The following is a 23,898-nucleotide window of genomic DNA, read 5'->3' on the forward strand; positions in this document are numbered from 1 at the left end:
TTAACGCAGCAAGGATAGGTCAAAGCTAGGCACGAGGCCTTCCTCAGCCGCTCGCCCAAGCAGAGCAGTTACCGCCGCATAGCCGTCATCTCCCAAATTGGCGGTAAATTCATTGACGTAGAGGTCGATGTGCGACTGGGCGACATCCGGGGAAAGCTCCTGCGCATGGTCCATCACATAAGATTGCGATTGCTCAGGATGTGCCCATGCGTATTCGACTGACTCGCGGATCCAGCCGGCAATTGCTTCGGTATCCAGCGATCGGCGTGCGATAATGGCGCCGAGCGGAATCGGCAGGCCAGTATCGGACTCCCACCAGTTGCCGAGGTCAACGAGCATATTTAAGCCGTATGTCGGATAAGTGAAACGAGCCTCGTGAATGACTAAACCCGCATCTATTTTTCCATCGCGTACAGCTGGCATAATTTCATGGAAAGGCATAATGACAATTTCACCTACGCCTCCCGGAATATGCTTGGCAGCCCATAGACGAAATAATAAATAAGCGGTTGATCTCTCGCTAGGAACAGCTACTCTTTGGCCTGTTAGTATAGATGGATCACTCAAGTTCTGAGAGCCGCCTTTAGTCAGAACTAAGGGACCGCATCCCCGGCCAAGTGCGCCGCCGCAGGGCAGCAGCTTGTATTCATTTAACACCCAAGGCAACGCGGCGTATGAAATTTTCATTACTTCTGGGCCTTCTGCTTGAGCTGCCCAATTATTCGTAATATCGATGTCCGCGTAGGTAACTTCGAGCTCCGGTGCACCCGGAACAAGTCCATGCGTCCAAGCATGGAAGACAAAGGTATCATTGGGACAAGGGGAAAAAGCAATTTTCATAGTAGTACCTCCCGTATTGCCTGACTTGCTGCTTCTAACGCTTGCAATGCTTCTCCGATTCGCCAAGCGGCTCGGTCACGCGGACCGACTGCATTGGAGATCGCGCGAATTTCTACAACGGGCAGCCCGCGCTGCTGCGCAGCGACAGCAACGCCGTGACCTTCCATTCCCTCCGCGGCAGCGCCGGGGACGCGAAGGGCGAGCGCCTTGGCGGTCTCTGCAGTACCAGTGGCGGTAGATACAGTCAGCACGGGAGCAATTTGTACGGCTAGCCCGGCAGAATGTATGGCATCATAAATACAATTATACCAATCAGAGCTTGCGGCAACTTGAGCAGAGCCAAAGCCGAGCTCATCCAGACTTATGAAGCCTTTATCTGGAGCTTCTGCTCCGAGATCAGCGGCCACGATTGAATCTGAAACGACAAGCGAACCGATATCCGCACGACCGGCAAAGCCGCCGCCAATGCCGGCACTTATTACTAATCGGTATGCAGCAGTTGTTAACGCAGTTGCTGTACCTGCAGCAGCAGCAGCTGGACCTACACCGGCTGCAATGACATCAATTTGCTCGGCACCCTGTAATCCGCGTATTACGGCGTCTCGTTCAGCTGCGACTGCGGTAACAATGAGCACGCGCTGCTTACAGCTTAGTCCCCTAATTTTCGAGTCGACTGGGGTGGTATGATTGAAGTGTGACTTCATCGCTCGTTAATCTCCTTTGGTTTGCCTAAAGTAATCATGCTGCTGTTACCCAATCGTGATTTTCCCCTCTGGGAAACGGTAGAGCTCTTTCTTTGAACGTGTATTTAACGCAAACGCCAATGTCACAGGCCCCAACCGTCCAACGAACATGAGCAAAATAATAATGATTTTACCCGCAGTCGTTAAATGCGCGGTTAATCCTGCGGACATTCCGACCGTACAATAGGCGGATGTCGCCTCGAAAAGGATGGCAAGGAAAGAGCCGGTTTCTGTGATGGAGAGAATCATGGTCGCCGCACAAATAATAGAAAAGGCTATCATCGTAAACATAATGGCTTGATGGATTTGTTTTTTGGCAATACGGAACCGAAATAGTACGACATCTTCCTTCCCTCGCACCATGGCAATCATTGCACCAATCAGGATCGCAAAGGTTGTGACACGAATACCGCCACCCGTTGAGCCTGGTCCTGCCCCGATAAACATGAGAAGGATAAGGAAAAACTGAGTGACCTCCCGAAGCATAGTTGGATCGACCGTGCTTAGACCTGCTGAACGCGCCGTGACGGATTGAAATGTAGCGCCCAGAAGCTTGCCGGACGCGGATAAAGGCTGCAGCGTATGGGGGTTGGAAAATTCAAGTACTAGAATAACCAATGTCCCGATGACGATCAAAATGCCTGTAACCGATAAAACGACCTTACTATGCAGACTGAACTTTCTATTTTTCGGATACGTGACCAGCTCGGAAATGACAATAAAGCCAATTCCTCCGAAGAAGATCAACAGCATGGATACTATGTTAACGAACGGGTCCTCCACATAATGAATGAGGCTGCCCGCGCGATCCGGGAATTGGGAAAATAAATCAAAGCCTGCATTGTTAAAAAACGAAATGCTGTGAAAGATGCCAAAGTATACAGCCTGTCCTACTGACATTTCTAACATGAAATAGCCGCTGAGCAAAATAGCGCCGCTCATTTCAATGATCAGGGCATAGAGAAGAATTTTACGAATCATTCGTACAATGCCTTCTCCAGAGCCATAGTTCATCGATTCCTGAAGCACAAGCCGCTCACGGAAAGAGATGCGTTTGCGGAATAGCAGAGCAAATAGAGTCGCCATTGTCATAAATCCTAATCCGCCAATTTGGGCAAGAACAATGATGACCACCTGTCCAAATGTGGAGAAATGACTGCCTGTATCGAGCACGGTCAGACCTGTCACGCAAATGGCCGAAGCCGACATAAACAGCGCATCGATGTAAGAGATGGAGGTACCGCTCGTGAATGCTATTGGACGTGATAATAGCTGTGCCCCGACAAATATAAGAAAAATGAAGCCAAACGTCATGACCTGTGGCGGACTCGGTCTGTAACGCAATTTTTTTCGGATTGAGGCAATGGTAAACATAGTGTTAGCTCCACCAATCTATTCATGTAGTTATTGAATTTATGAAGTGGCCATCAGCGAGTCTGAAGGCTATTATGACATCGTACCATAGAAGCCATATCAAAAAAATAGAAAGGATTTTTTCGTATTTGATTAACAACAAAAAAATAAGCTGTAAGCTTCAAAATGAAGCCTACAGCTTACATCCGTCCCTAGTGTGAGCTAAACCGATCAGATCATCCAGCCTCGGATTCAATCATCGGCAGTGAAATTTTGACACAAGTGCCTTCCCCGAGATTGCTGCGGAATGCGATCTTTCCTTTGTGCGCTTCTATAATTTGTTGGCTGACCATAATTCCAAGCCCATTGCCGCTGAGCTTCTTCGTGAAGAAGGGCTCTCCTAGACGCTGCAGATCCTCCTCCGCAATGCCGCAGCCTTGATCACTAAATTCCATTACAATGTAATGATCCTTGCTGCAGGTCAGTTCAATAGCAAGTTCGCCGCCGCTAGACATGGATTCCATGCCGTTTTTCATAACGTTAACGAAAACCTGCTTTAATTGGTTCGCTTCACCTATCACCTGAGGAATGCTGTTCCCTGCCTTCAAGGTAAGCTGGACGTTGCTCATTTTGGCCTCTGAATCCAGCAGCAGCATAACGTCACGTAAAATTTGCTGGACGTTTACCAGCTGGAACTGGTTTGCTTGCGGCTTGGCAAATACGAGAAACTCACTCACGATCAGATTAATTTGATCGAGCTCCTGAAGCATAATATCGAGATGGGCGGGAGACAGAGTGCCGGCCTGCTTCTGCAGCTGAACGAAGCCGCGCAGCGTCGTGAGCGGATTCCGAACCTCATGCGCAACGCCTGCCGCAATCTGACCTACAACGGATAGCTTCTCTGAGCGCCGGATCATTTCTTCTGTCTGCTTCCTTGAGGTTATGTTCCTAGAAATGGAGGCGATTGCTACTATGGCGCCAAGCTCATCATGAATCGGTGATATCGTAATGCTTAAATCAATGAGCTCATAGGATTTCGTATATCGCTGTGTCTCGAAATCAGTAACCGAACCGCCTAGCAGAACAGCAGCCTCCTGCTCCTCATGAGCTATTTTTTGGCTGTCAGGAATATTGTATAGAACTTGGCCGATTATATCCTCAGTGCGCCAGCCGTACATCACTTCGAAGGCTTTATTCACTTGAATAACTTTTCCGGTGAGGTCCGCGACATGGATCGCATCGGTTGTATGGTTTACGAAGGACTCTAAATATTGCTTGGTGCTTCGTAGCTCCTCAGCAGCATCCTTCAGCTCAGTGGTGTATCTGTTCAGATTATTGCCCATCGTATCTATTCGAGAAGCGAGCAATCCAAATTCGTCGCTGCTCCGTATCGTAATCTTTTCATCAAAATTACCTATTGCAATCGCATTTACTTTATTCACAATTTGGTTGAAGGAACGCATCATGAAGCCTGCGATAAAGTAGCTGGCAATCATCGTTATAAGCACCAAGCCTATTGAGACGAGTCCTTGTATCAGTATCTGACGGCTGAGCGGCTTTTGGATAGCGTTATAGTCAAAGGTGATGCCGATAACATACGTTTTTTCGTTCGTAATCGGTATAAAGCTTTTGAACACCTTTTCGCCATTATAGCTGCTCCATGCCGTTGATATTTCTCCGGTATGAAGCGCTTTTTGGATATATTTCGTGTCAACGGCTTTATTTTTGTAGCGGTACTGACCAAATACTATCTCCCGAACGTCGAGGTTATAAACGGGAACGCCCCTCTTAAGTTTAATGATTTGCGGCTTATTAAAGAACTCAGGATCAAAGCCGGTAATTTCTAAAATAGTGGGCTGGTCAGAAATGATTTTTTTAATATTCGCGTCCGTTCCAATTGTATCATCGAAATCTATAAGCACCTGTGCATTAACATAAGGATTAATCATATAATTCGTTGATCCATCATAATAGTTACCCCATTTAATTATATCATCGGGGTTGGAGGTTGAAAAGTTAAAGGGAGCGGACCAAAAATTTTCTAGCTTTTGTCCTTTAGAAATCGTTACTTTCTGGTCATTAAACAGCTGGTTAAATGCGGTATAGTGATAATCCCATGTTTTCGAGCTCATATTGATTTCATTAAGCTGAGAGGATCGAAGTACTACAATATCATTACTTAATTTTTTCCACAGCGATATATGATCAACACCAAGCTTGCGGCTTAGCGCAACTAATTGTTCATTTTCTATTTTATTAATATCAGGGCCGAGCTCTTCCTTAGCAGCAATAGCGGCTATCCGCAGCTTCTCACCCATGGTGTTCTCCATAAATCGTTTCGCTTTCTCGGATGATTCAACCGTCATGCTAATTTGCTTTGCAATATTGACAACCTGCTCCTTGAGTCCCTCCTCCAAAGCGGCTTTTGATGTAAAGTAATGGATAGACAGGCTTAGCAGCAAAATAATGGCGACGATGAGGGATATAGAGAAGGAAAGCTTCGCTTTTATGGACAATTAAAATTCCTCCAAGTTTCTAAGATGTTCTACTACGATTAGATACAATTAGACGCTTAGTGTTCGAACTCCTGTTTTCATCTTAATAATTATTTAACAATCGAAAATAAGCTGCTTGTTACATAGAAAAAAGGAGAAACAGCAGGCTGTTTCTCCTTCCATATTTTCCTATAGCAGTAAGCTGTAAAAGCCTCTATTCGGTAATACGTGTGAATTGCTCTTCTTCCAAATATTGCTCAGCCTCTTCATAAGTCTCGAAAGCTGACTCAAGATTGAGATCTGCATATAAGTACCACAGATCTTCTTCGAATAGCAGTGTAAGCTTCGCGTTGTCTGGCCCAATCCAGTGCTGCTCTTGGGACTGCTTGCTCCGCTTGGCAGCTTTGATCTGCTTAGCCGATAGCGGTTTCTCAGGAGGTGCGATTGCTAGGGAGCTCAGTGACTTCTCGATTAGTGAGCGCAGCTCATCGGCTTCGAAATCACGAATGTTTACTAGGCCTTTATCATCAGTCTCAACTCCGTGTACGAGTCCTGCGAATACATAGCCGTTCCCATTCGGATGCAAATGGTAAACGACCGTTTTTTTCTCATGAGCACTTTCCTCGTAATGAAAGTTAATTCGTCCCAGAGAAACGTCCTTCCGTTGCAAATCAGGAAAGGACTCGATTATAGCAAGCTTCTGTTCAAAAGATAGCATTGTTTGTTGTTTCCTCCTAAAGGTTTTGCGAATGCAAAACCATCTTCGTAAGCATGAGCTTAGGTTTTGCGAATGCAAAACCATCCTCGTAAGCATGAGCACATAAGCTTAAGTTTTGTGCTTGTGATTATACCATAGAGTGAGGGGCTCATACCATGTATGTAAGAAGCACTATGCTGCCTGTTGTAGATTTACATATCCTTTTTCTTCATTAACAGCATCGCGGCGCCTGCTAGAACGAATAGGATGGCAATGATAGGCTGGCTGAGCACGAACTTGTTGTAGAAAGAGCCAATCGAGAACACGGCGAAGAAAAGCAGGGATAGAACAGTTAAGATGTTAATCGGTATAAGCAGCCATTTGTTACGATTGCCAAACCAGTAGAACTCGAACAATCCGATTGCGACGGCTAGTATGAAGCCCGGCCACATATAGCTCCAGCTGTTAAACAGCATAGCAATCTGGCAGACGACACCGGCGGTGAACAATATGCCTCCCGGTATTAAGAGACCAATTCCTTTACGGCCTATCATAGTAAAGTAAAGCCAGTGGAAGAACAGTCCGAGCGGGATGACGAATAGGGAGGGCCAGAAGTAGCCAAATATTTTTCCGGGACCCAATGTCCCTCCTTGGTTCAAAAATAGAAAAGCTCCAAGCAGCAGCAGGACGGCCCCGCTAATTGTTCTAATGTTCATTGGTAGCTTACACTCCTTACATCTTTTAGTAGTTGCTCTCAGCATAGCATAGAATAAAAAAAGTTGTCGTCCTGCTGGAGGTAAAGAAACGAACTAGACTAAAGTCCAGTTTTACAGCTTGAAAAAGCAAGCAGGACGCAGTTTTCGTCGAACCTGATCGAACGTTACAAATAGCGGAAATAGTTCCTATGATACGACATTTTACACCTCTTGTTAACTTCTATGAAAGCGCTACAATTAAGGTATTAAGAAGTAGGAGGTGAATCATATGAGCCAAGAAGAAGTTGTTCAAGAAGGTGCGGAAGAAACCGCAGAACTGATTTCAGAAGAAGCTCCAGCTGAAGAAGCAGTAGAGGCTGTTGAGGCTGAAATGGAAGAAGAAGCAGAGGTTGAAGAAGCAGCTGCATCTGTGGAAGAAGAAGAAGAAGCAGAAGCTGAGGAAGCGTCTGAAGAAGAAACGGAATAATGATATCTATCATTTTTTTATAAAAAAGATAAAAAGGCTGTTCCGAGGTCGTACAGACGACAGAGGCACAGTCTTTTTGGTATGAAATGCTAGCCTGCCACTATTTGTTTATTGTAAATAGCTCTCTATTACGTGCATTAATAGCCCTGATATGCTACGATACCTTGTGCTTTATTTTAAAGAAGAAGGTGACATCTTGGTAGCGGCTCATAAAGAACAAGGGCAAGGGCAAGGAGAGGGGGAACAAAAGAGAATTAATCTCTTTTTCTTAACCTGGCCTATATTTTTAGAAATCTTTCTATTTATGCTGATGGGGATTGCCGACACGCTTATGTTAAGCGCCATTTCGGATAATGCGGTTTCAGGCGTCGGGGCGGCAAACCAATATTTGCATATTGCTATTCTACTATTAGAAGTTATCGGCAATGGTGCCTCCATTGTCGTAGCGCAATATATCGGCTCTCGAAGATTTGTGGAAGCTGCGAAAATATCAGCGTTAGCGATTACGCTTAATTTATTGGTAGGGCTAGTGATAAGTCTATCTTTTGTTTTATTTGGCGGACAGCTGTTGCAGACACTTAACCTGCACGGCGACATTTTAGAGTACGCCAAAAGTTATTTGGCCATTGTAGGCGGGATGATCTTCCTGCAGGCGATTATTAACTCGGTATCTGCCATCATTCGTGTTCATGGCTTCACGAAGGAAGCGATGCTTGTATCGCTAGGGATGAACGTCATTCATATTATTGGAAATTATGCGTTAATATTCGGTCATTTCGGATTTCCGGAGATGGGTGTGCAAGGGGCGGCGATCTCATCGGTCATAAGCCGCGGGCTTGCATTGATCGTATTTTTCTGGATACTTTACCGTATCATGGCTGTTAAGTTGGAGCTTCGCTATTATATCTCGCTATCGAAGGAGTACATCGGTAAAATATTGAAAATTGGCGTTCCGTCAGCGCTAGAGCAGGTTATGTATCAGGCTTGCCAAATCGTCTTCTTATATTATGCGACGTTTCTTGGAGCAGCTTCACTTGCGGCGAAAAACTATGCAAATAATATATCCATGTTTACGTACTTGTTTGCATTCGCGATTGGTATGGGAACAGCAATCATAGTCGGAAGACTGATTGGCGCTAATGAACAAACAGAGGCGTATCATCGTGTATGGAAAAGTGTGCGCTGGGCCAGCGGGGTAACCTTGTTTGCTGTTCTGCTTGTCATTGCGTTCCGTGAGCCTTTGATGCGAATGTTCACAGATGACGAGGAAATCATTCGTCTTGGAGTCAATGTGCTGCTGCTCAGTATTGTGCTGGAAACCGGTCGGACGATCAACATTGTGATCATCAATTCGTTGCGCGCGGCGGGAGATGCGAAATTTCCGCTCTGGATCGGGATGGGCTCGATGGTTGCGATGAGCCTTCCGCTCGGTTATTTCCTAATCTTTACGTTAGATTTAGGGCTGGCTGGCATTTGGCTCGCGATTGCGGCGGATGAATGGATGCGCGCGGTAATCATGTATTTTAGATGGAAGAGTCGAGCTTGGGAGAGGCATGCTCTAGTTAAGCACGACCATAAGAAGCAAGGGACAGCTGCAATATAGTCACTAGCGAATAAAGAGACCACCTGAACCATACGTATAACGTAAAGGTTCTGGGTGGTCTTTTTTTCTAATGTAATCTTCTATCTAAAATTTGTAATAAATGTGATTGACAAAATTGGGACCGTACAATAATATACACATATACATTATTTAAGTTAGTACATTATAAAAAGTTAGTAAGTTGCAAACTAAAAACAAATACTAATTTGGAGGAATTAAAAATGGCTAAATCACAGTGGACGGTTGATACAGCGCACAGCAGCATCGACTTTACGGTAAAGCATATGATGATTGCAAAGGTAAAAGGCAGATTCGAGAAATTTGAGGCAAACATCTTTGCTGATGCTCATGATATGACTTCGGCTGAAATTGCTTTCAGCATTGATCTAAGCAGTGTTGACACCCGCAATAATGACCGTGACGCGCATCTGCGCTCCGCAGACTTTTTTGAGATTGAGAAGTTCCCCGTTCTTACGTTCACTGCTACTTCAATAAATAAAACAGATGACGGTGAATATTCCATTGTCGGAGATGTGACTCTGCATGGCGTAACTCGCTCTGAGAAGTTTGCCGCAACGTTTGAGGGCGCGGGAAAAGATCCTTGGGGCAATGGTAAGGTCGGATTCAGCGCACTCGGAAGCCTCAAACGCAGTGATTACGGCTTAACTTATAATGCAGCGCTTGAAACAGGCGGCGTATTGATCGGCGATGAAGTGAAAATTTCAATTGAAATCGAAGCGTCGCACCAAGCTTAACGATCATTAGCTTTTTCAAGAAACGGTTTATTGGGCCGATGCCTGATGAACCGTTTTTTTGTTTGTCTTGGATTCTTGTAAGCGGCGCAGACGGATTGGTTAGAAGTAGAGCGGGCACGCGGTATTTTGGTGCGGGCGGCAGCTACTAGGTTCACATGGCAGGGGGTTACGGTCAATCTCGTGGATACACCTGTGCATGTCGATTTTCTGTAGGATACATTTTATAATTAAACGGAGAACACTCGTTACTTCAGTGATGAGATGAATCCGTTTTTTGTTTTCAAATGGGCACATATGTTCTATAATCAAGGTATCTATTTCCAAAGGAGGTGATGGGATTGATTCCTAGTCGCGATATTCTTAAGGAAAACACGATTCCGTCAGATCTTGCCAAAAGAAACCTCATTCATAAAGCCTATAAATTTCGCATCTATCCAAACCAAGAACAAATTACGCTCATTAATAAAACGTTGGGCTGTACACGTTTTGTATTTAATTTCTTTCTGGCCAAACAACAAGAACAAGATGCCTATTGGCATATCGTAGAAGACATGAGGCAAAGTGGTCAACTGCCTTCAAATGAATGGAAAGGTCAATTCTTTAATAAATATAACGCTATTAAAGCCGTGCGAGAACTAAAAAGACATTACCCTTTCTTAAAGGAAGTAGACAGTATTGCGCTGCAAAAGTCGGTTGAAAAGCTAAGTGATTCGTATACACGTTTTTACAAAAAGCAAAATGATGAACCTCGGTTTAAAAGTAAAAAGAATCCAGTACAGTCGTACACGACGAAGCAAACCAATGGAAACATTGCCGTGTCGGGCAATCACATCAAACTGCCCAAATTGGGACGGGTTCGCTTTGCTAAAAGCCGTGAAGTCGAAGGACGAATAATAAACGCAACGATTCGCTGTAAACCGAGCGGTAAAACGTTCATTTCGCTACTCGCAGAAACAGAGGTAGAGGCGTTTCCTAAAACAAATTCCGCTTGCGGTGTAGATGTAGGCTTGAAAGATTTTGCCGTTGTTAGTGATAGAACCAGCTATGATAATCCGAAATGGTTCCGCCAATTGGAAAGCAAATTAGCAAAAGCCCAGCACATTCTCTCCAAAAGAATAAAAGGATCAGCCAATTGGCACAAGCAACGTATTCGGGTTGCTCGAATCCATGAGCGAATTGCCCATGCACGAAACGATTATTTGCATAAAATCTCTACCGAGATCGTCAAAAACCACGACATCATCGGAATTGAAGATTTAGCTGTAAAAAACCTTTTAAAAAACGCAAACCTTGCCAAAGCCATTAGTGAAGTATCCTGGTCGGAGTTCCGCAGGATGCTAGCATATAAAGCAAGCTGGTATGGCAAACAAGTCGTAGCTGTCGAACGAAACTTTGCGAGCAGCCAGCTCTGCTCCTGCTGTGGAGCAAAAAACAAAGACGTAAAGAATCTCGCGTTGCGTGAATGGACTTGCCCAAGTTGCGGAAGCCGTCATGATCGAGATCTAAACGCAAGTATGAATTTAAAAAACGAAGCCATAAGGCTTCTAACCGTAGGGACTACGGGGATAGCCTAATCCACATTTGCCCGTTAGGGTGAAGTTCTTAGGAATCTCGTTACTTTAGTGACGAGTAGTTCAACTGTACGCAAGGCACTTACAGGCTTGTAGCGCTATGATTGGGATATTCGATTCGCGAGATGATTGATAAACCTATCTATTAAATAAGAACACAACACGCCAAAGCTATATCGGATTAAATCGACGAATAAAAAGCCATGGCCCAGCACCAAACCGCCTAATACGGTATTTCGAATAGCGTTAATCCAGTCTGCTTGATAGATCTGGCTGCATTCTATGGCAAAGCAAAATAGCAGACTGATTCCAACTGACCAATATAACTTCTTATGGGCGAGCAGCACTCGAACTCCAAAATATATCATACTCGCCCATAATGCATCTCCGAAGTTGTCGGCAACGAACGTGGGCAACACCTCAGCAAATACTCTCGTACTCATGCCGAGAATAATAACGGCTACAGCTGCGATCAAATAAATAAGTCTGGCTCTCACATTCATCCTCCTCAAGGCAGCTTCCTGCTTTGTATAGTTCAACCTTTTCCGGAGTATTCCTGCGTTGCCTGATTCGTGAGGCCGTAATCCGCAATAACATGCAAATCCATATGCCTTGCCAATCGAAGAAGCTTTCTTACAATGGAGCTCCTGCATACATTTTTCCAGAACGAATACTTAGTTTGCCCGATGATAATCTGGGTCGCTTTATATTCATTGGCCTTCCTTATTAAAACCTCAGGAATCTGTTTCCTTCGGTCGGTGTTCAGCACTTCGAATGATCCGCCGAGACGATCAGTCAATTTGCGAATCACATCTAGACGCTGTGATGTTTCTGCTGTCTCTGCCGTACTGAGCTGTACAAATACAACATACCAAGGGGCCTTAAGTCTGTACGCGGTTCGGAAGCCTCTGCGAATCAATCTTTCCGCATGCTGCGAGCTGTCCACGCAAACATAAATGACTTCTTTTCTGCGCCATGGACCACGAAGCGAGTTTTTGTTCGCCCACGCTTCCAGCCGTTCGTCTACATCATCAGCGATTTCACGCAACGCCAGCTCCCGAAGCGCAATCAAATTACCGGTTTTAAAAAAGTTTCCGAGCGATTGATCGATTTTGTCCATAGCGTAAATTTTCCCTGATTTCATCCGCTGCTGGAGCGATTGCGGGGTAACGTCGATTAATTGAACCTCGTCAGCTAGCCGTAAAATATAATCCGGCACAGTCTCCCGCACCCGCACACCGGTAATTTGCTCTACCGCATCATTCAAGCTTTCCACGTGCTGTACGTTCATAGTGGAAATGACGGATATGCCCGCGGCCAAAATTTCTAGAACAACCTCGTACCGCTTTTTGTTCTTGCTCTCTGGAATGTTGGTGTGCGCCAGTTCATCGACAAGCACGACATCGGGACAACGCCTTATTATTTCTTCGGTATCCATTTCTTCCAATCGTGTGCCGCGGTAGTCGATCACTTTTCGCGGAATCGTGTCCAGCGCTCCGACCTGAGCCAACGTCTCTGATCGGCCATGCGTCTCAAGCAGGCCGATCATTACGTTCACTCCTTTCTTTTGCAAATCGTTCCCATCACGCAGCATGGTGTAAGTTTTTCCAACCCCGGGAGCTGCGCCGACATATATTTTAAATTGACCGCGTTTAATTTGTTGGATTTTCCGCTCTAATTGTTGCGGACTTAAACGCCGGAATGGCTCGGTTTTATCGTCCGGCTTGGATAGCCTTGCTGGCAGAATCCGTTCCCCTTCATGATCGGCACGGTCGGCAACGACGAAGATGTCGATATTTCTCGTTTTGTTCAAAATGTCTTGTACAATAGAACCCTGCCAAAACTCTTGCCAACGGGTTTGTTTAGAATGTCCAATCACGATTCTCGTCACATTATTATCCAAAGCAAATTGAACAAGGACATCAGGCAGAGTTCTGCGAGACGGCAAGGGAAGCTCTTTAAACTCTCCTCCAACCTTTTCAACCAGCTTCATAATCGAGTGCTTAAGAGTGGCTGCTTCCCTACTTAACTCCGTTCTCGGACTAATGAATGTGGACACAAGCAAATCACCGTTCAGGCGTTTCGCCATTTGCTGTCCTCTGCGCACGTAGATTGAACCGTTCCAATGATATTGGGCAGAGACTAAAATCCGTTCAGACGCGCCCGAGGGGCCGACCAGGCCCAGTTGCTCTCTGTGTTTTTCTAGGGAATCATTAACGCCCTCCGCAACCAAACGCAGCGAAAGCTCTCGGAGCACAGCGAGATTGCCCCGTTTGAAGAAATTACCGTCACGCACATATCCTTCAGCCGCCCGATTCAACAGCGTTTCAGGCGTGACGTCAATGAGCACGACTTCGTCCGCTCCTTCAAGAGTGTCCGAAGGGACGGTATTTTCAGCCTCAATGCCTACTAGCTTTTTCACCAGATCTTTCGCGCCATCCAGCTCGTATACGTTAACGGTAGTAATGATACTGATTCCATAGCTGAGCAGATGACGAATATCCTCCAGCCGCGTAGCGAACTGGGCGCCGTTACGGTTGTGATGGGCTAGATCATCAACCAGCACAACCTCAGGATTCCGCGCAATGAGGGCATCCAGATTTAAATCCTTTTTCTCCTTACCGTTCTTATACCAATGAATGCTCGGAACCCGTTCGAGGCTTCCAACCTGCTCCACCGTCTCGGGACGCTGCATCGTGGACACCGCGCAGATTACGACATCGATTCCCTGCGCATGAAGCGCGCAGCCTTCCCGAAGCATGTGATAGGTTTTCCCGGAGCCGCTAATCGCCCCGATATAGACCTTCAACCGACCGCTGTGCAGCTTCGAAATAGACAATAAAATTTCTTCAGGCGACTTGCGTTTAAAGCTCTCCATTGGAAGCTCCTCCTACCCTGAGCGAAAGAAAAAGTCTGGAAAGGGTGTGCCTCTCCTGACTTTATGGCCCTACATTATTTTGTCCATTCTTTCAACGCTAAGTTCAACTGTAGTACATTCACACGCGGCTCGCCGAACACTCCAAGATCGCGGCCTTCCGTATGTGTATCCACCAGCTTATTCAGCTCGTCTTCGGAGATGCCGAGCAGCTTGCTAATGCGCGGCACCTGCACGTACGCCGATTCAGGAGTGATATGGGGATCAAGCCCCGAGCCCGAGTTGGTGATGAGGGCGATTGGTAGCTTACTTACCGGAACATCTGGGTTATTCGACTTCCATTCAGTGATGGAATCCTGCGTCCGCTTCAACAGATCTGGATTAGAAGGCCCATAGTTGTTCGTGCCAGAAGCTTCCGCTTTATAATCGATGCTGGAAATCCTGCCTTGGAAATAACTCGGATCAGTAAACTTCTGTCCGATGAGCTCTGATCCTATAATTACACCTTCGCTATTTTTGATTATACTGCCATTTGCGTTAGCAGGCATCACCAGTTGGGCGACACCCGTACTAACTAACGGATAAATAATGCCACACAAGACGAAAAATACGAGGCTGATTCGAATTACAACGCCAAAGGACAAGTGGGCCGTTTCCGACCCGTTATTTGCTGCTTTACTCATTTTATTTCATCCCTTTCATTATTTCGTGCTAAATCCAAATATGAACGATAAGGTCAATCAGTTTGATCCCAATGAACGGAACAACGACACCGCCAAGTCCATAAAGTAGCAGATTGCGCTGCAGGAGCTTTGTGGAGCTCATCGGTTTGTATTTGACGCCTCTCATCGCCAGCGGGATAAGAAGAGGGATAATAATTGCGTTGAAAATCAGCGCAGACAAAATAGCCGAATACGGTGAACCGAGCTTCATGAGGTTGAGGGCTTCCATCTGCGGAATTGCGAGCATAAACATAGCCGGTATGATAGCAAAATACTTTGCCACGTCATTTGCGATACTGAAGGTTGTCAGGGCGCCGCGTGTCATAAGCAGCTGCTTGCCGATCGCGACTACTTCAATTATTTTGGAAGGATCGGAGTCCAAATCAATCATGTTGGCGGCTTCCTTAGCCGCTACAGTACCGCTGTTCATCGCAATACCTACATCAGCTTGCGCAAGTGCTGGAGCGTCGTTTGTGCCATCGCCAGTCATTGCGACTAGTTTTCCTTCGGCCTGTTCCCTGCGAATGACGGCAATTTTATCCTCTGGCGTGCTCTCCGCGATGAACTCGTCGACTCCTGCTTCACGAGCGATCGTCGCTGCCGTCAGCGGATTATCTCCTGTACACATGATCGTCTTGATACCCATTTTACGGAGCTGTTCGAAACGTTCTTTCATACCTGGCTTCACAGTATCCTTTAAATAAATCAATCCGAAAATTTGATTATCTACCGCAACTGCAAGCGGCGTACCACCTACTGATGCGATGGCGTCACTTTTGGAGCTCAAATCCGCGGGAACGGTGCCGCCTTGCGATACCACCCATTTTTTCACCGCATCGACAGCGCCTTTACGCACCTTGCGGCCATCGATCAAATCCATGCCGCTCATGCGGGTTTCAGCTTTAAACTCGATGAATTGTCCGCCTTCAGCAAGCGGAAGGTTGAACGTTAACCCTTTCTTGCTCATAAGTTCCAGTACGGAGCGTCCTTCAGGCGTTTCGTCTTTTAGGGAGCTGACTGCTGCCCATTCGCCTAATGTGCCGACATTCATCTCACTAACTGGTATGAATTCACTCGCCATCCGGTTACCGAATGTAATTGTACCTGTTTTATCTAAAATCATCGTATTAATATCGCCTGAGGCCTCGACCGCTTTACCTGACATGGCCAACACATTAAACTGTGTAACACGGTCCATTCCCGCGATCCCAATGGCTGACAGCAGCCCGCCGATTGTTGTTGGAATGAGACATACAAGCAATGAAATCAATACGGGAATTTCTAAATTAATTTCTAAATAGCGGGCAGTGGGCGCAAGCGTTACGACAACAATGAGAAAAATCAGTGTTAGGCTCGTGAGCAGGGTGTTCAGCGCAAGCTCATTCGGCGTTTTTTGACGCTTAGCGCCTTCTACCAGTCCGATCATCCGGTCGATAAACGACTCACCAGGATCACTTGTAATCTTCACTTTGATCTTATCACTCACAACCCGGGTACCGCCCGTCACTGAGCTGAAATCACCGCCGGATTCTTTGATAACCGGCGCGGATTCACCTGTAATGGCTGATTCATCAACGGATGCGAGACCTTCAATAACTTCTCCGTCCCCTGGAATCATTTCGCCTTGTACAACGACAACGATATCGCCTTTACGAAGCTCGGTGGACGGCACTTGTTTCATTACGCCGTTCATGATTTTGTTTGCCGTAATTTCTTTCTTCGACCGCTTTAAGGAGTCGGCTTGCGCCTTTCCTCGGCCCTCCGCGAGTGCTTCGGCAAAGTTAGCGAACAGGAGGGTGAAGAGCAGAATCAGGAACACGGTCAAGTTGAAGCCGATGCTATCCTCAGTTCCGAAATATCTGGGGAATATAATCATTAACAACACGACCAATGTTCCGATTTCGACTACAAACATGACTGGATTTTTCATCATCGTGGCAGGGCTCAGCTTTACAACGCTATTTTTGGCCGCATTTTTCATAATATTGGCGGTTAATAAGTTTTTTCTATTCGTACTCATGAGTAAAGTTCACCTTCCCTTAACGGATCGTCAAATATTCGGCAATGGGTCCAAGAACAATTGCCGGAAAGAATGTAAGGGCCCCGATAATTAACACGGTTCCTACCAAAATGCCTGTAAACAATTTGTTATCTGTACGGAACGTACCGATCGTCTCTGGAACCCATTGCTTGCGCTGGAGAGAGGCGGCAACAGCCAGCATGGCGATCATTGAAATGTAGCGCCCGAACAGCATAACGAGTCCGGTGGAAATGTTCCAATAAGGTGTATTGTCGCCAAGCCCTTCGAATCCCGATCCGTTGTTGGCCGCAGAAGAGACATACTCATACAGCACCTGCGTTACGCCGTGATAGGAAGGATTCGTAATGGCGGCCGTTCCGACATCTGTAGCCAGCGCGAGCGCTGTTGGCGCTAGGATGATGAACGGATGGACCAAAATGACAATCGCGATCAGTTTCATTTCGCGAGCTTCGATCTTCCTTCCGAGAAATTCCGGTGTCCTTCCGACCATTAAACCGGCAAGGAATACGGCCAGAACCGCGTACATCAGCATGTTAATCAGTCCAACACCCTTGCCTCCGAAAACATTGTTCAGCATCATTAGTGCTAGAGGTGTAATGCTGCCAAGCGGCGTCTGCGTATCATGCATATTGTTGACACTTCCTGTTGTCGCTGCTGTGGTTACGGTTGTGAATAGACTAGATTGAGCAATACCGAAACGAACCTCTTTACCCTCCATGCTGCCCTGGGAGGCATCAATACCAAGCTCGTTCATAACAGGGCTACCTTTTGTCTCAGAGAAATAATTGAGAGATAAGAATACAAGAAACAAAATCAACATAGCCGAGAAAATAACCCAGCCCTGCTTGCGGTTTTTGGCAAATAATCCGAACGTATACGGCAGTGCGGCCGATAAGCACCACATCGATAAAATATGGATCACGTTAGTAAGTGGATTCGGATTTTCAAATGGATGAGCGGAGTTCACTCCAAAAAAACCTCCGCCGTTCGTTCCGAGATGCTTAATAGATTCCAGAGAAGCGACCGGACCGATCGCAATTTGCTGCTCAGCACCTTCCAAGGTCGTTACCTTTAATGTAGAATCGAGCGTTTGCGGAACCTGAAGCGCCACAAGCGCTAACATGACGATGAAAGCAAGCGGTAAAAATACGCGAACATGCGCTTTTACAAAGTCTTGAAAGAAATTTCCTATCGTTCCGCCCTTGCTCGTAATCGCCCTTATGAATGCAATAGCGACACATAAGCCTGTTGCGGCGGAGGTAAACATCAGCATTGTAATGACAGCCATTTGCGAGAAGTAGGACAAGCCGGTTTCTCCGCTGTAATGTTGAAGGTTCGTATTGGTCATAAAGCTGATAATCGTATTGAATGACAACGTTTGTTCCATGTTGTCGATGCCGTTCGGATTAAGAGGCAAAAACTTCTGCATCCGTAATATCAAATAACCCAAGGCAACGAGCACGATGTTCGTAATGATAAAGCTAAGCGCGTAAACCTTCCAGGTCATGCCTTTGCGTTCTTTCAAACCGAGCAGCCAGTAAATGGGGCGTTCCGCAAAGGAGAACCACTTATCCGTCCGGTTTTCTTCGTTTGAGAATACATGAAACAAATAGGTGCCCAAAGGTTTAACGAGCAGCACCAATATGATAATAACGATAGCAATTTGAAAAATGCCCATGTTTTACATATCCTCCTCAGAGAGCTTTGTTGAAAATTAGACTAAAATTTCTCCGGATTTATTAAGGCGTAACCCAGGTATACAAAGATAAACACCGTAAAAATGTAGACGATGATCATTTTCGTTCGCCTCCCGCATCCTGAATAACGCGTTCGCACCAAAATAAAAATGCGGAAAATAACCCAAAGGTCGCGGCTAGAATCAATACCATGTACACATCTAACATGTACGTTCACTCCCCGTATTTTTAATTATTAAATCCGATTATTCGATAAGCGTTCTACCTAGAAACGAGACCTCGCTGCTAGTGGTATGGATGATATAATTCGCTCCCACAGCTTTATAGATCATGCGCGGGTTATTCGTGTGTGTGATGACGTAAATCGGCTTAGCCGTCCATTTCCGACAGATCTGAATATATCGGCAGCAAAGGGTAAAGCTTCTTTCGAATAGGAATACTTTACCTACAGAAAAATCCGGTATAGCCCAAGTATTTATATCTTTCGTATCTACTATTAGGATGTGCTTCACCCCAAGTAATTCCATTCTTCGCTTTTCTTCTGAGTTGTTCGCGATAGCGGCGATAGGAAAACCTTGAGTAATTAGGTGACGAATGAAGCCTTCCCCTGTGTTGTTCGGTGCGGATACAAGAATGCATTCTGGATCTTTCATTTCGATTCTCCTCCTGATTAATTGAAGAGAAGACAACAAAAAAGAAGCCTGCAAGAAGAGGAACTCTTCTCGCGGCTTCTGAAGGCACAGGAAATAAACCCGTGTCTTTCGCACGATAGTCGTTGCCTCTCTCGATACGCTTGCGAGGTTAGCTGTCGGATTCGGGCGTGAGAGTCGCCCTACCTATGCGCAAGTAGCTTGCACATAGGATTCACCCCATGCGCCAGATACATTGTCCCTATTAAGGACTTCAAGTATCATGGCTGCTGTTGGTTCCCCCGTTCCTTTGCTCAAGGATTCAGCGATTAAGATGCATGGTGAAACGTATTTTCTATATTTTAAGAAACCACAGCCCTTACGCCCTGTGGTCGTAGCTTCCGATTACAAGCCTCATCATCCTCTCTCTCCAAAGCAGCACTTGCCAAATGAATCTCATTTATGGCTGCTGCCTATACCACGCTTACGAGGTTAGCTGACGGATTCGGGCGGTGAGAGTCGCCCTACCCAGTCTTGGGGAACGATATGCGTTCCAGAGACCGGGATTCACCCCAAGCATCACACCAGAACAGCTCTCACACCGTCTGTGCAACACTTTCATGTGGTTCCCCCGTTTTCCTAAATGGAAATTAAGCGTTCTAACAAGGAATCGTTGTATGAATCCTGAGATGAATCATACGCCTGACAAAAATTCCTGTAAAGAATCACCAAGATTCAAATTTGACAATAAACGGTATTCAGATGGATCTTATAACTATCACAACCCTTATATGCTCCTTGTAGCTGCTATTATCTCGGTATCTCTCGCATATCGCAAAATAGTCAGCTTGGAGAAGCATTGTGGTAGATAATAAGGGCATGATGTGGATTAATACGCTTTCATTGACTAAATTGATCAAATAATAAGCAAAAAATGCTCAAATTACAGTTTACATTTTTATACTACCGGAGTAATATTCAGTTCAATACTATACCGAATCAAATTAGGATAGGCAGTTGCTTATCCGAAACGCATAAATCCCGAATAGGGATGCGGGGGATCCAAACGAAGGTATTCGTAAGTTAGAATCCTTCATGGGGTGAATCCTGTAAGGCATGCTGAAAGCATGTAGCAGGTAGGGCGCTCGCAAGCCCGAATCCGTCAGCTAACCTCGTAAGCGTATTGTGAGAGAACCGCTACCCGTACTTTCTTTGCATGATGATGCGAGAGAAGCCCGTGTGCAGAGTTTCTCTGCTCAGGGGCTTCTTTGCGTGCTATTTTATATCAAATTAATGGAGAAAGAAGAGTGGCAGCATTGAATATCACTAAACCTCTGCCTGCTATACATAGTGACTACTTGAAGAACTGTAGAGTTGGCTTAATGGAAATCTATCGGTTTGACTGCAGGACGATCGAGAAACAGATGCCCGAAATCAATGGCGGAAGCAATTGCGGACTATTGAAAATCGCCAGCGGCAGCATTAATGGCTGGGGTGAATATATACTTCCATGTGAGAAGAAATATTCGGATTTGGTCCAATGGGCATCCGTTTTCAACCATCTCAAGGGCCTCTCCGTACCGGATGCGCTTGTGTTTGTACAATCTCACGCTGAGGCATGGGGGCAGGATAGAACCGATCTTGTTAAATCTGCCTTGTCAGACTTAGCTGATAACCTGTACAGGCGAACCGTATTTCATGAACCTATTATAGATGATGAGATGCTGGATCGATCCTATTTAATTCATCTTTCGCAGTCCTATTATGCTTTCTAAAAGACTAGCTTATTCTCGTTTTCACGCGATACTGCCCAAATGAAAGCCCCTCTTGTTTGCGCAAGGAGCGAATAAAGTTTTGCGACCCCGGGTTTAAGGCAAGGTCTTTAGCTGAAGTACCGATATTGGCTTATTCAAGAGGCGGACAACAATTATGGTAGAGGATCTGTAAGGAGTAAGGTAGGAAGAGGTAGTGAACGCACACCTGGCTATTCACTTTAGTGAACTAATTAGGGCTTTATTAGAAAATGAGTCAAATTAGTCTCAGATTCTAAAGTGTAAGGCGAGTGAACCGAGGAGCGGGCTTCGACTAGTGAGGGAAACTCACTAATGTGTGAGTGAAACCTCATTAAATGGTTGGAGTTAGGGGCTTGAAAATGAAATAGTGAGGCAAACCTCACTCGCCATGAAGTTAGGTTCATGGTGAATGAGATTTACCTCACTATTTGTTTTGTATGATGGAGCTGAATTTTTTTGTTCAATGAAATAAAGCTGTGTCCATAATGATGTTCATTTTAGAAAACATTTTAATGCTATATTTTCGCTAACGATTCTTACAGGACCTGCTCCAGAAATCTCTTGGCGCGTTCGCTTTGCGGGTTAGTGAAAAATTGCTCTGGTTTCGTACGCTCGACAAGCTTGCCGTCGTCGAGGAAATAGATCGTGTCCGCTGCCTCTCTTGCGAACTTCATCTCGTGGGTTACGATGAGCATAGTCATGCCGCTGTCCGCAAGACCGCGGATGACATTCAGCACCTCTTTGACCATTTCCGGGTCGAGCGCTGAAGTAGGCTCATCGAACAGCATAATGTCTGGCTCCATCGCAAGGCTGCGGGCGATAGCGACACGCTGCTTCTGACCGCCTGACAAGCGGGACGGAAAGCTATCCGCTTTATCCGATAGGCCGACACTTTCGAGCAGCTCCTTTGCCTTCAGGCGAGCCTGCTCAAGCGACACGCCTTTAACCTTCATTGGAGCGAAAGTAATATTATCGATTACGGTCATATGCGGGAACAAGTGAAAATGCTGAAATACCATACCGATATGCTGACGTACACCGGCGATATCCGCTTTTGGATCGGTTATCGAAGCACCGGCAATAGTAATAGATCCTGAAGTTGGCGTCTCAAGCCTATTTAAGCAGCGAAGGAAGGTGGATTTTCCTGAACCGGATGGCCCGATCAACGCCACCACCTCACCGCGCTCAATCGACGTAGAAATTCCTTTTAAAACCTGATTTTTCCCGAATGTTATAGTTAAATCCTTTACATTAATCACTGCGGCGCAGCCTCCTTTCGAGCTTACGGGCAAACGAAGTTAAAATGAGAACGAGCACGTAATAAATCGCGCCGATAAACAAGAGCACCTCTAATGCACGGAACTCGATGGACTGCACGACATTTGCGCGCCGTAATAAATCGGATACACCGATGACGGATACGAGCGATGATTCCTTCAGCAATGCAACGCATTCGTTTACGAGTGCAGGCAAAATATTGCGCAAAGCCTGCGGGAAGATGATACGGATCATCATCGTGCGATATGGGATGCCGAGTGCGATAGCCGCCTCGCGCTGCCCTTTATCAACCGCCATAATACCGCCGCGAATTGTCTCGGACAAATAAGCAGCAGAGTTTAGACCGAATGCGAGCCCGGCCGCCATCAAGGCAGGTATATCATAGTTGAATAGCTGTGGAGTCGCGTAATAGATGATTGTGAGCTGCACTAACAGCGGTGTGCCGCGGAATACGGATGTATAAGCCGTAGCGAACCACTCGAGCGGCTTAATGCCGGATATTTTGAATAGTGATAATATCGAACCCCAAATAAATCCGAAAATCGCTGAGACAAGCGTAAAGAGCAGTGTTACATTAATACCTTTTAGAATATAAGGGATATAGCCCTGCAGTACGCTGAAGTCAATATTCAGATTAAGCAGCTTATCGGATGGCTTCTTCTCTGCTGAAAACCACTTTTGTATGATTTCCTCCAGCTTTCCGTTATCGGACATCTCCGAGAGCACGCCGTTAAAAGCAGCTGTTAGTGCTGAGTCTTTCGGAAAAGCTATAGCATAGCCATTCTCAGCCGAATCGGCTGGAAGGAAGTTCATGACCAAATCAGGGTTTGCATTAGTCATTTCGACAGCGACAGCATCCTCCACGATGGCAGCATCAATACGGTTTGACTTGAGCTCCAGAATTAGATCTGGAATTTTATTCAGCTTCTTGAGCTGCGCCCCTTCAATTGTTTCTGCGAGGAGATCCTGTACAGAACCAAGCTGAACGCCAACCTGTTTCCCAGCCAGCGACTCAGCTGTTTCAATCGGAGCAGACTTTTTGGAAACAATTGTGTTGCGGGCCGCGTAATAAGTAGTGGAAAAATCAACGCTCGCCTTTCGTTCTTCTGTAGCGGACATACCGGACATAACGAAGTCGACGCGACCTGTTTGAAGTGCGGCAACTAGACCGTTGAAATCCATACTTGTGATTTCCAGTTCATAACCGAGCTTATCGGTGATATACTTGGCAATATCAATATCTAAGCCGATTATTTCACCATTATTTTTGGCATCCACGCTCTCATAAGGCGGATAGTCAGGCGAGGTACCCATCACAAGCTTCTTTTTCTGTCCAGATAGGGGCGAGTCAGTTGCACTTGCAGCACTGACGGAATGCGAGTCAGCGGTTCCTAGCTGAAACAATTGCCCAAAGACCAGAACCAGAACGACGAACGTGATGAGAGTGATGTAAAGGAATGATAACTTTTTTCGATTCATAGTGTCCTCTTTCTTCTAAGTTGTGTATGTGTGCAATCAAGTCGATGCAACCCTTTATGAGTAGGCAACTTAGAAATTATATGATTTACGGTATCCATTTGTAAATAACCTAGCAGCACGGTTTTGTAACATCTTTATGAGTATT

General features: G+C 45.8%; 20 protein-coding genes, 1 pseudogene and 3 riboswitches. Of the genes and pseudogenes, 6 read left to right on the forward strand and 15 right to left on the reverse strand.

The window, feature by feature from the left end; genetic code table 11:
* The 6 genes from AC0YN7_RS11195 to AC0YN7_RS11220 all read right to left on the reverse strand — a co-directional run bounded on the left by AC0YN7_RS11195 (nucleotide 1) and on the right by AC0YN7_RS11220 (nucleotide 6,844).
* Nucleotides 1-840 (reverse strand): 1,4-dihydroxy-6-naphthoate synthase, encoded by an 840-nt coding sequence (locus AC0YN7_RS11195; protein ID WP_475810066.1) that lies wholly within the window; start codon nucleotides 838-840, stop codon nucleotides 1-3.
* Entirely contained in the window at nucleotides 837-1,544 is a 708-nt protein-coding gene (locus AC0YN7_RS11200; RefSeq protein ID WP_475810067.1) for a futalosine hydrolase, read from the reverse strand. Before AC0YN7_RS11200 ends, AC0YN7_RS11195 begins: the two co-directional genes overlap by 4 nt.
* Before the next feature lie 45 nt (nucleotides 1,545-1,589).
* Nucleotides 1,590-2,957: a TrkH family potassium uptake protein gene (locus tag AC0YN7_RS11205; RefSeq protein WP_475810068.1), complete on the reverse strand. Its 1,368-nt coding sequence runs from the start codon at nucleotides 2,955-2,957 to the stop codon at nucleotides 1,590-1,592.
* A 215-nt stretch (nucleotides 2,958-3,172) separates the two neighbouring features.
* Nucleotides 3,173-5,452: an ATP-binding protein gene (locus AC0YN7_RS11210; RefSeq protein WP_475810069.1), complete on the reverse strand. Its 2,280-nt coding sequence runs from the start codon at nucleotides 5,450-5,452 to the stop codon at nucleotides 3,173-3,175.
* A 193-nt stretch (nucleotides 5,453-5,645) separates the two neighbouring features.
* Nucleotides 5,646-6,149, reverse strand: a complete 504-nt coding sequence (locus AC0YN7_RS11215; RefSeq protein ID WP_475810070.1) for a hypothetical protein — start codon at nucleotides 6,147-6,149, stop codon at nucleotides 5,646-5,648.
* Nucleotides 6,150-6,340: 191 nt separating this feature from the next.
* Nucleotides 6,341-6,844, reverse strand: a complete 504-nt coding sequence (locus AC0YN7_RS11220; protein WP_475810071.1) for a hypothetical protein — start codon at nucleotides 6,842-6,844, stop codon at nucleotides 6,341-6,343.
* 268 nt (nucleotides 6,845-7,112) lie between these two features.
* On the opposite strand from AC0YN7_RS11220, the gene AC0YN7_RS11225 reads away from it, so the two are divergent.
* The 5 genes and pseudogenes from AC0YN7_RS11225 to tnpB all read left to right on the forward strand — a co-directional run bounded on the left by AC0YN7_RS11225 (nucleotide 7,113) and on the right by tnpB (nucleotide 11,242).
* Nucleotides 7,113-7,310 (forward strand): hypothetical protein, encoded by a 198-nt coding sequence (locus AC0YN7_RS11225; protein WP_475810072.1) that lies wholly within the window; start codon nucleotides 7,113-7,115, stop codon nucleotides 7,308-7,310.
* Between the two features lie 151 nt (nucleotides 7,311-7,461).
* Complete coding sequence (locus AC0YN7_RS11230; protein WP_475810073.1) at nucleotides 7,462-8,913, forward strand: MATE family efflux transporter; 1,452 nt, start codon at nucleotides 7,462-7,464, stop codon at nucleotides 8,911-8,913.
* Between the two features lie 221 nt (nucleotides 8,914-9,134).
* On the forward strand, nucleotides 9,135-9,668 hold the full coding sequence (locus AC0YN7_RS11235; protein ID WP_475810074.1) for a YceI family protein: 534 nt from the start codon (nucleotides 9,135-9,137) through the stop codon (nucleotides 9,666-9,668).
* A 96-nt stretch (nucleotides 9,669-9,764) separates the two neighbouring features.
* Nucleotides 9,765-9,881 (forward strand): annotated as a pseudogene (locus tag AC0YN7_RS11240) (GTP-binding protein); the annotation flags it as partial.
* Between the two features lie 161 nt (nucleotides 9,882-10,042).
* Nucleotides 10,043-11,242, forward strand: a complete 1,200-nt coding sequence (gene tnpB, locus AC0YN7_RS11245) for an IS200/IS605 family element RNA-guided endonuclease TnpB (protein ID WP_475810132.1) — start codon at nucleotides 10,043-10,045, stop codon at nucleotides 11,240-11,242.
* Between the two features lie 95 nt (nucleotides 11,243-11,337).
* Here the strand turns inward: tnpB and AC0YN7_RS11250 are convergent, their stop codons facing one another.
* The 7 genes from AC0YN7_RS11250 to AC0YN7_RS11280 all read right to left on the reverse strand — a co-directional run bounded on the left by AC0YN7_RS11250 (nucleotide 11,338) and on the right by AC0YN7_RS11280 (nucleotide 19,227).
* Complete coding sequence (locus AC0YN7_RS11250; RefSeq protein ID WP_475810075.1) at nucleotides 11,338-11,736, reverse strand: ribosomal maturation YjgA family protein; 399 nt, start codon at nucleotides 11,734-11,736, stop codon at nucleotides 11,338-11,340.
* 38 nt (nucleotides 11,737-11,774) lie between these two features.
* Nucleotides 11,775-14,117: a histidine kinase gene (locus tag AC0YN7_RS11255; protein ID WP_475810076.1), complete on the reverse strand. Its 2,343-nt coding sequence runs from the start codon at nucleotides 14,115-14,117 to the stop codon at nucleotides 11,775-11,777.
* A 74-nt stretch (nucleotides 14,118-14,191) separates the two neighbouring features.
* On the reverse strand, nucleotides 14,192-14,797 hold the full coding sequence (kdpC, locus tag AC0YN7_RS11260) for a potassium-transporting ATPase subunit KdpC (RefSeq protein WP_475810077.1): 606 nt from the start codon (nucleotides 14,795-14,797) through the stop codon (nucleotides 14,192-14,194).
* Between the two features lie 28 nt (nucleotides 14,798-14,825).
* On the reverse strand, nucleotides 14,826-16,856 hold the full coding sequence (gene kdpB, locus AC0YN7_RS11265; RefSeq protein ID WP_475810078.1) for a potassium-transporting ATPase subunit KdpB: 2,031 nt from the start codon (nucleotides 16,854-16,856) through the stop codon (nucleotides 14,826-14,828).
* Nucleotides 16,857-16,875: 19 nt separating this feature from the next.
* A complete protein-coding gene (kdpA, locus tag AC0YN7_RS11270) occupies nucleotides 16,876-18,555 on the reverse strand; it encodes a potassium-transporting ATPase subunit KdpA (RefSeq protein ID WP_475810079.1) in 1,680 nt (559 codons plus the stop codon).
* A gap of 41 nt (nucleotides 18,556-18,596) precedes the next feature.
* Nucleotides 18,597-18,674, reverse strand: coding sequence for a potassium-transporting ATPase subunit F (locus tag AC0YN7_RS11275; protein ID WP_475810133.1), 78 nt, complete (start codon nucleotides 18,672-18,674; stop codon nucleotides 18,597-18,599).
* Nucleotides 18,675-18,819: 145 nt separating this feature from the next.
* Nucleotides 18,820-19,227 carry a hypothetical protein gene (locus AC0YN7_RS11280; protein ID WP_475810080.1) on the reverse strand — a complete coding sequence of 136 codons (408 nt, stop codon included), beginning with the start codon at nucleotides 19,225-19,227 and terminating at the stop codon, nucleotides 18,820-18,822.
* 121 nt (nucleotides 19,228-19,348) lie between these two features.
* A riboswitch (cyclic di-AMP (ydaO/yuaA leader) is annotated at nucleotides 19,349-19,541 on the reverse strand.
* A gap of 128 nt (nucleotides 19,542-19,669) precedes the next feature.
* Nucleotides 19,670-19,870: riboswitch (cyclic di-AMP (ydaO/yuaA leader) on the reverse strand.
* A 354-nt stretch (nucleotides 19,871-20,224) separates the two neighbouring features.
* A riboswitch (cyclic di-AMP (ydaO/yuaA leader) is annotated at nucleotides 20,225-20,400 on the forward strand.
* A 110-nt stretch (nucleotides 20,401-20,510) separates the two neighbouring features.
* Here AC0YN7_RS11280 and AC0YN7_RS11285 point away from each other — a divergent pair.
* Complete coding sequence (locus AC0YN7_RS11285; protein ID WP_475810081.1) at nucleotides 20,511-20,978, forward strand: hypothetical protein; 468 nt, start codon at nucleotides 20,511-20,513, stop codon at nucleotides 20,976-20,978.
* A gap of 554 nt (nucleotides 20,979-21,532) precedes the next feature.
* Here the strand turns inward: AC0YN7_RS11285 and AC0YN7_RS11290 are convergent.
* Both AC0YN7_RS11290 and AC0YN7_RS11295 read right to left on the reverse strand, forming a co-directional pair.
* A complete protein-coding gene (locus AC0YN7_RS11290; protein ID WP_475810082.1) occupies nucleotides 21,533-22,255 on the reverse strand; it encodes an amino acid ABC transporter ATP-binding protein in 723 nt (240 codons plus the stop codon).
* The gene (locus AC0YN7_RS11295; RefSeq protein WP_475810083.1) at nucleotides 22,248-23,753 is read right to left on the reverse strand and encodes an ABC transporter substrate-binding protein/permease; all 1,506 of its coding nucleotides are present in this window, start codon (nucleotides 23,751-23,753) and stop codon (nucleotides 22,248-22,250) included. The genes AC0YN7_RS11290 and AC0YN7_RS11295 overlap by 8 nt, the downstream gene beginning before the upstream one ends.
* Nucleotides 23,754-23,898 lie beyond the last annotated feature (145 nt).

This window comes from Paenibacillus sp. J31R122 (assembly GCF_056269185.1).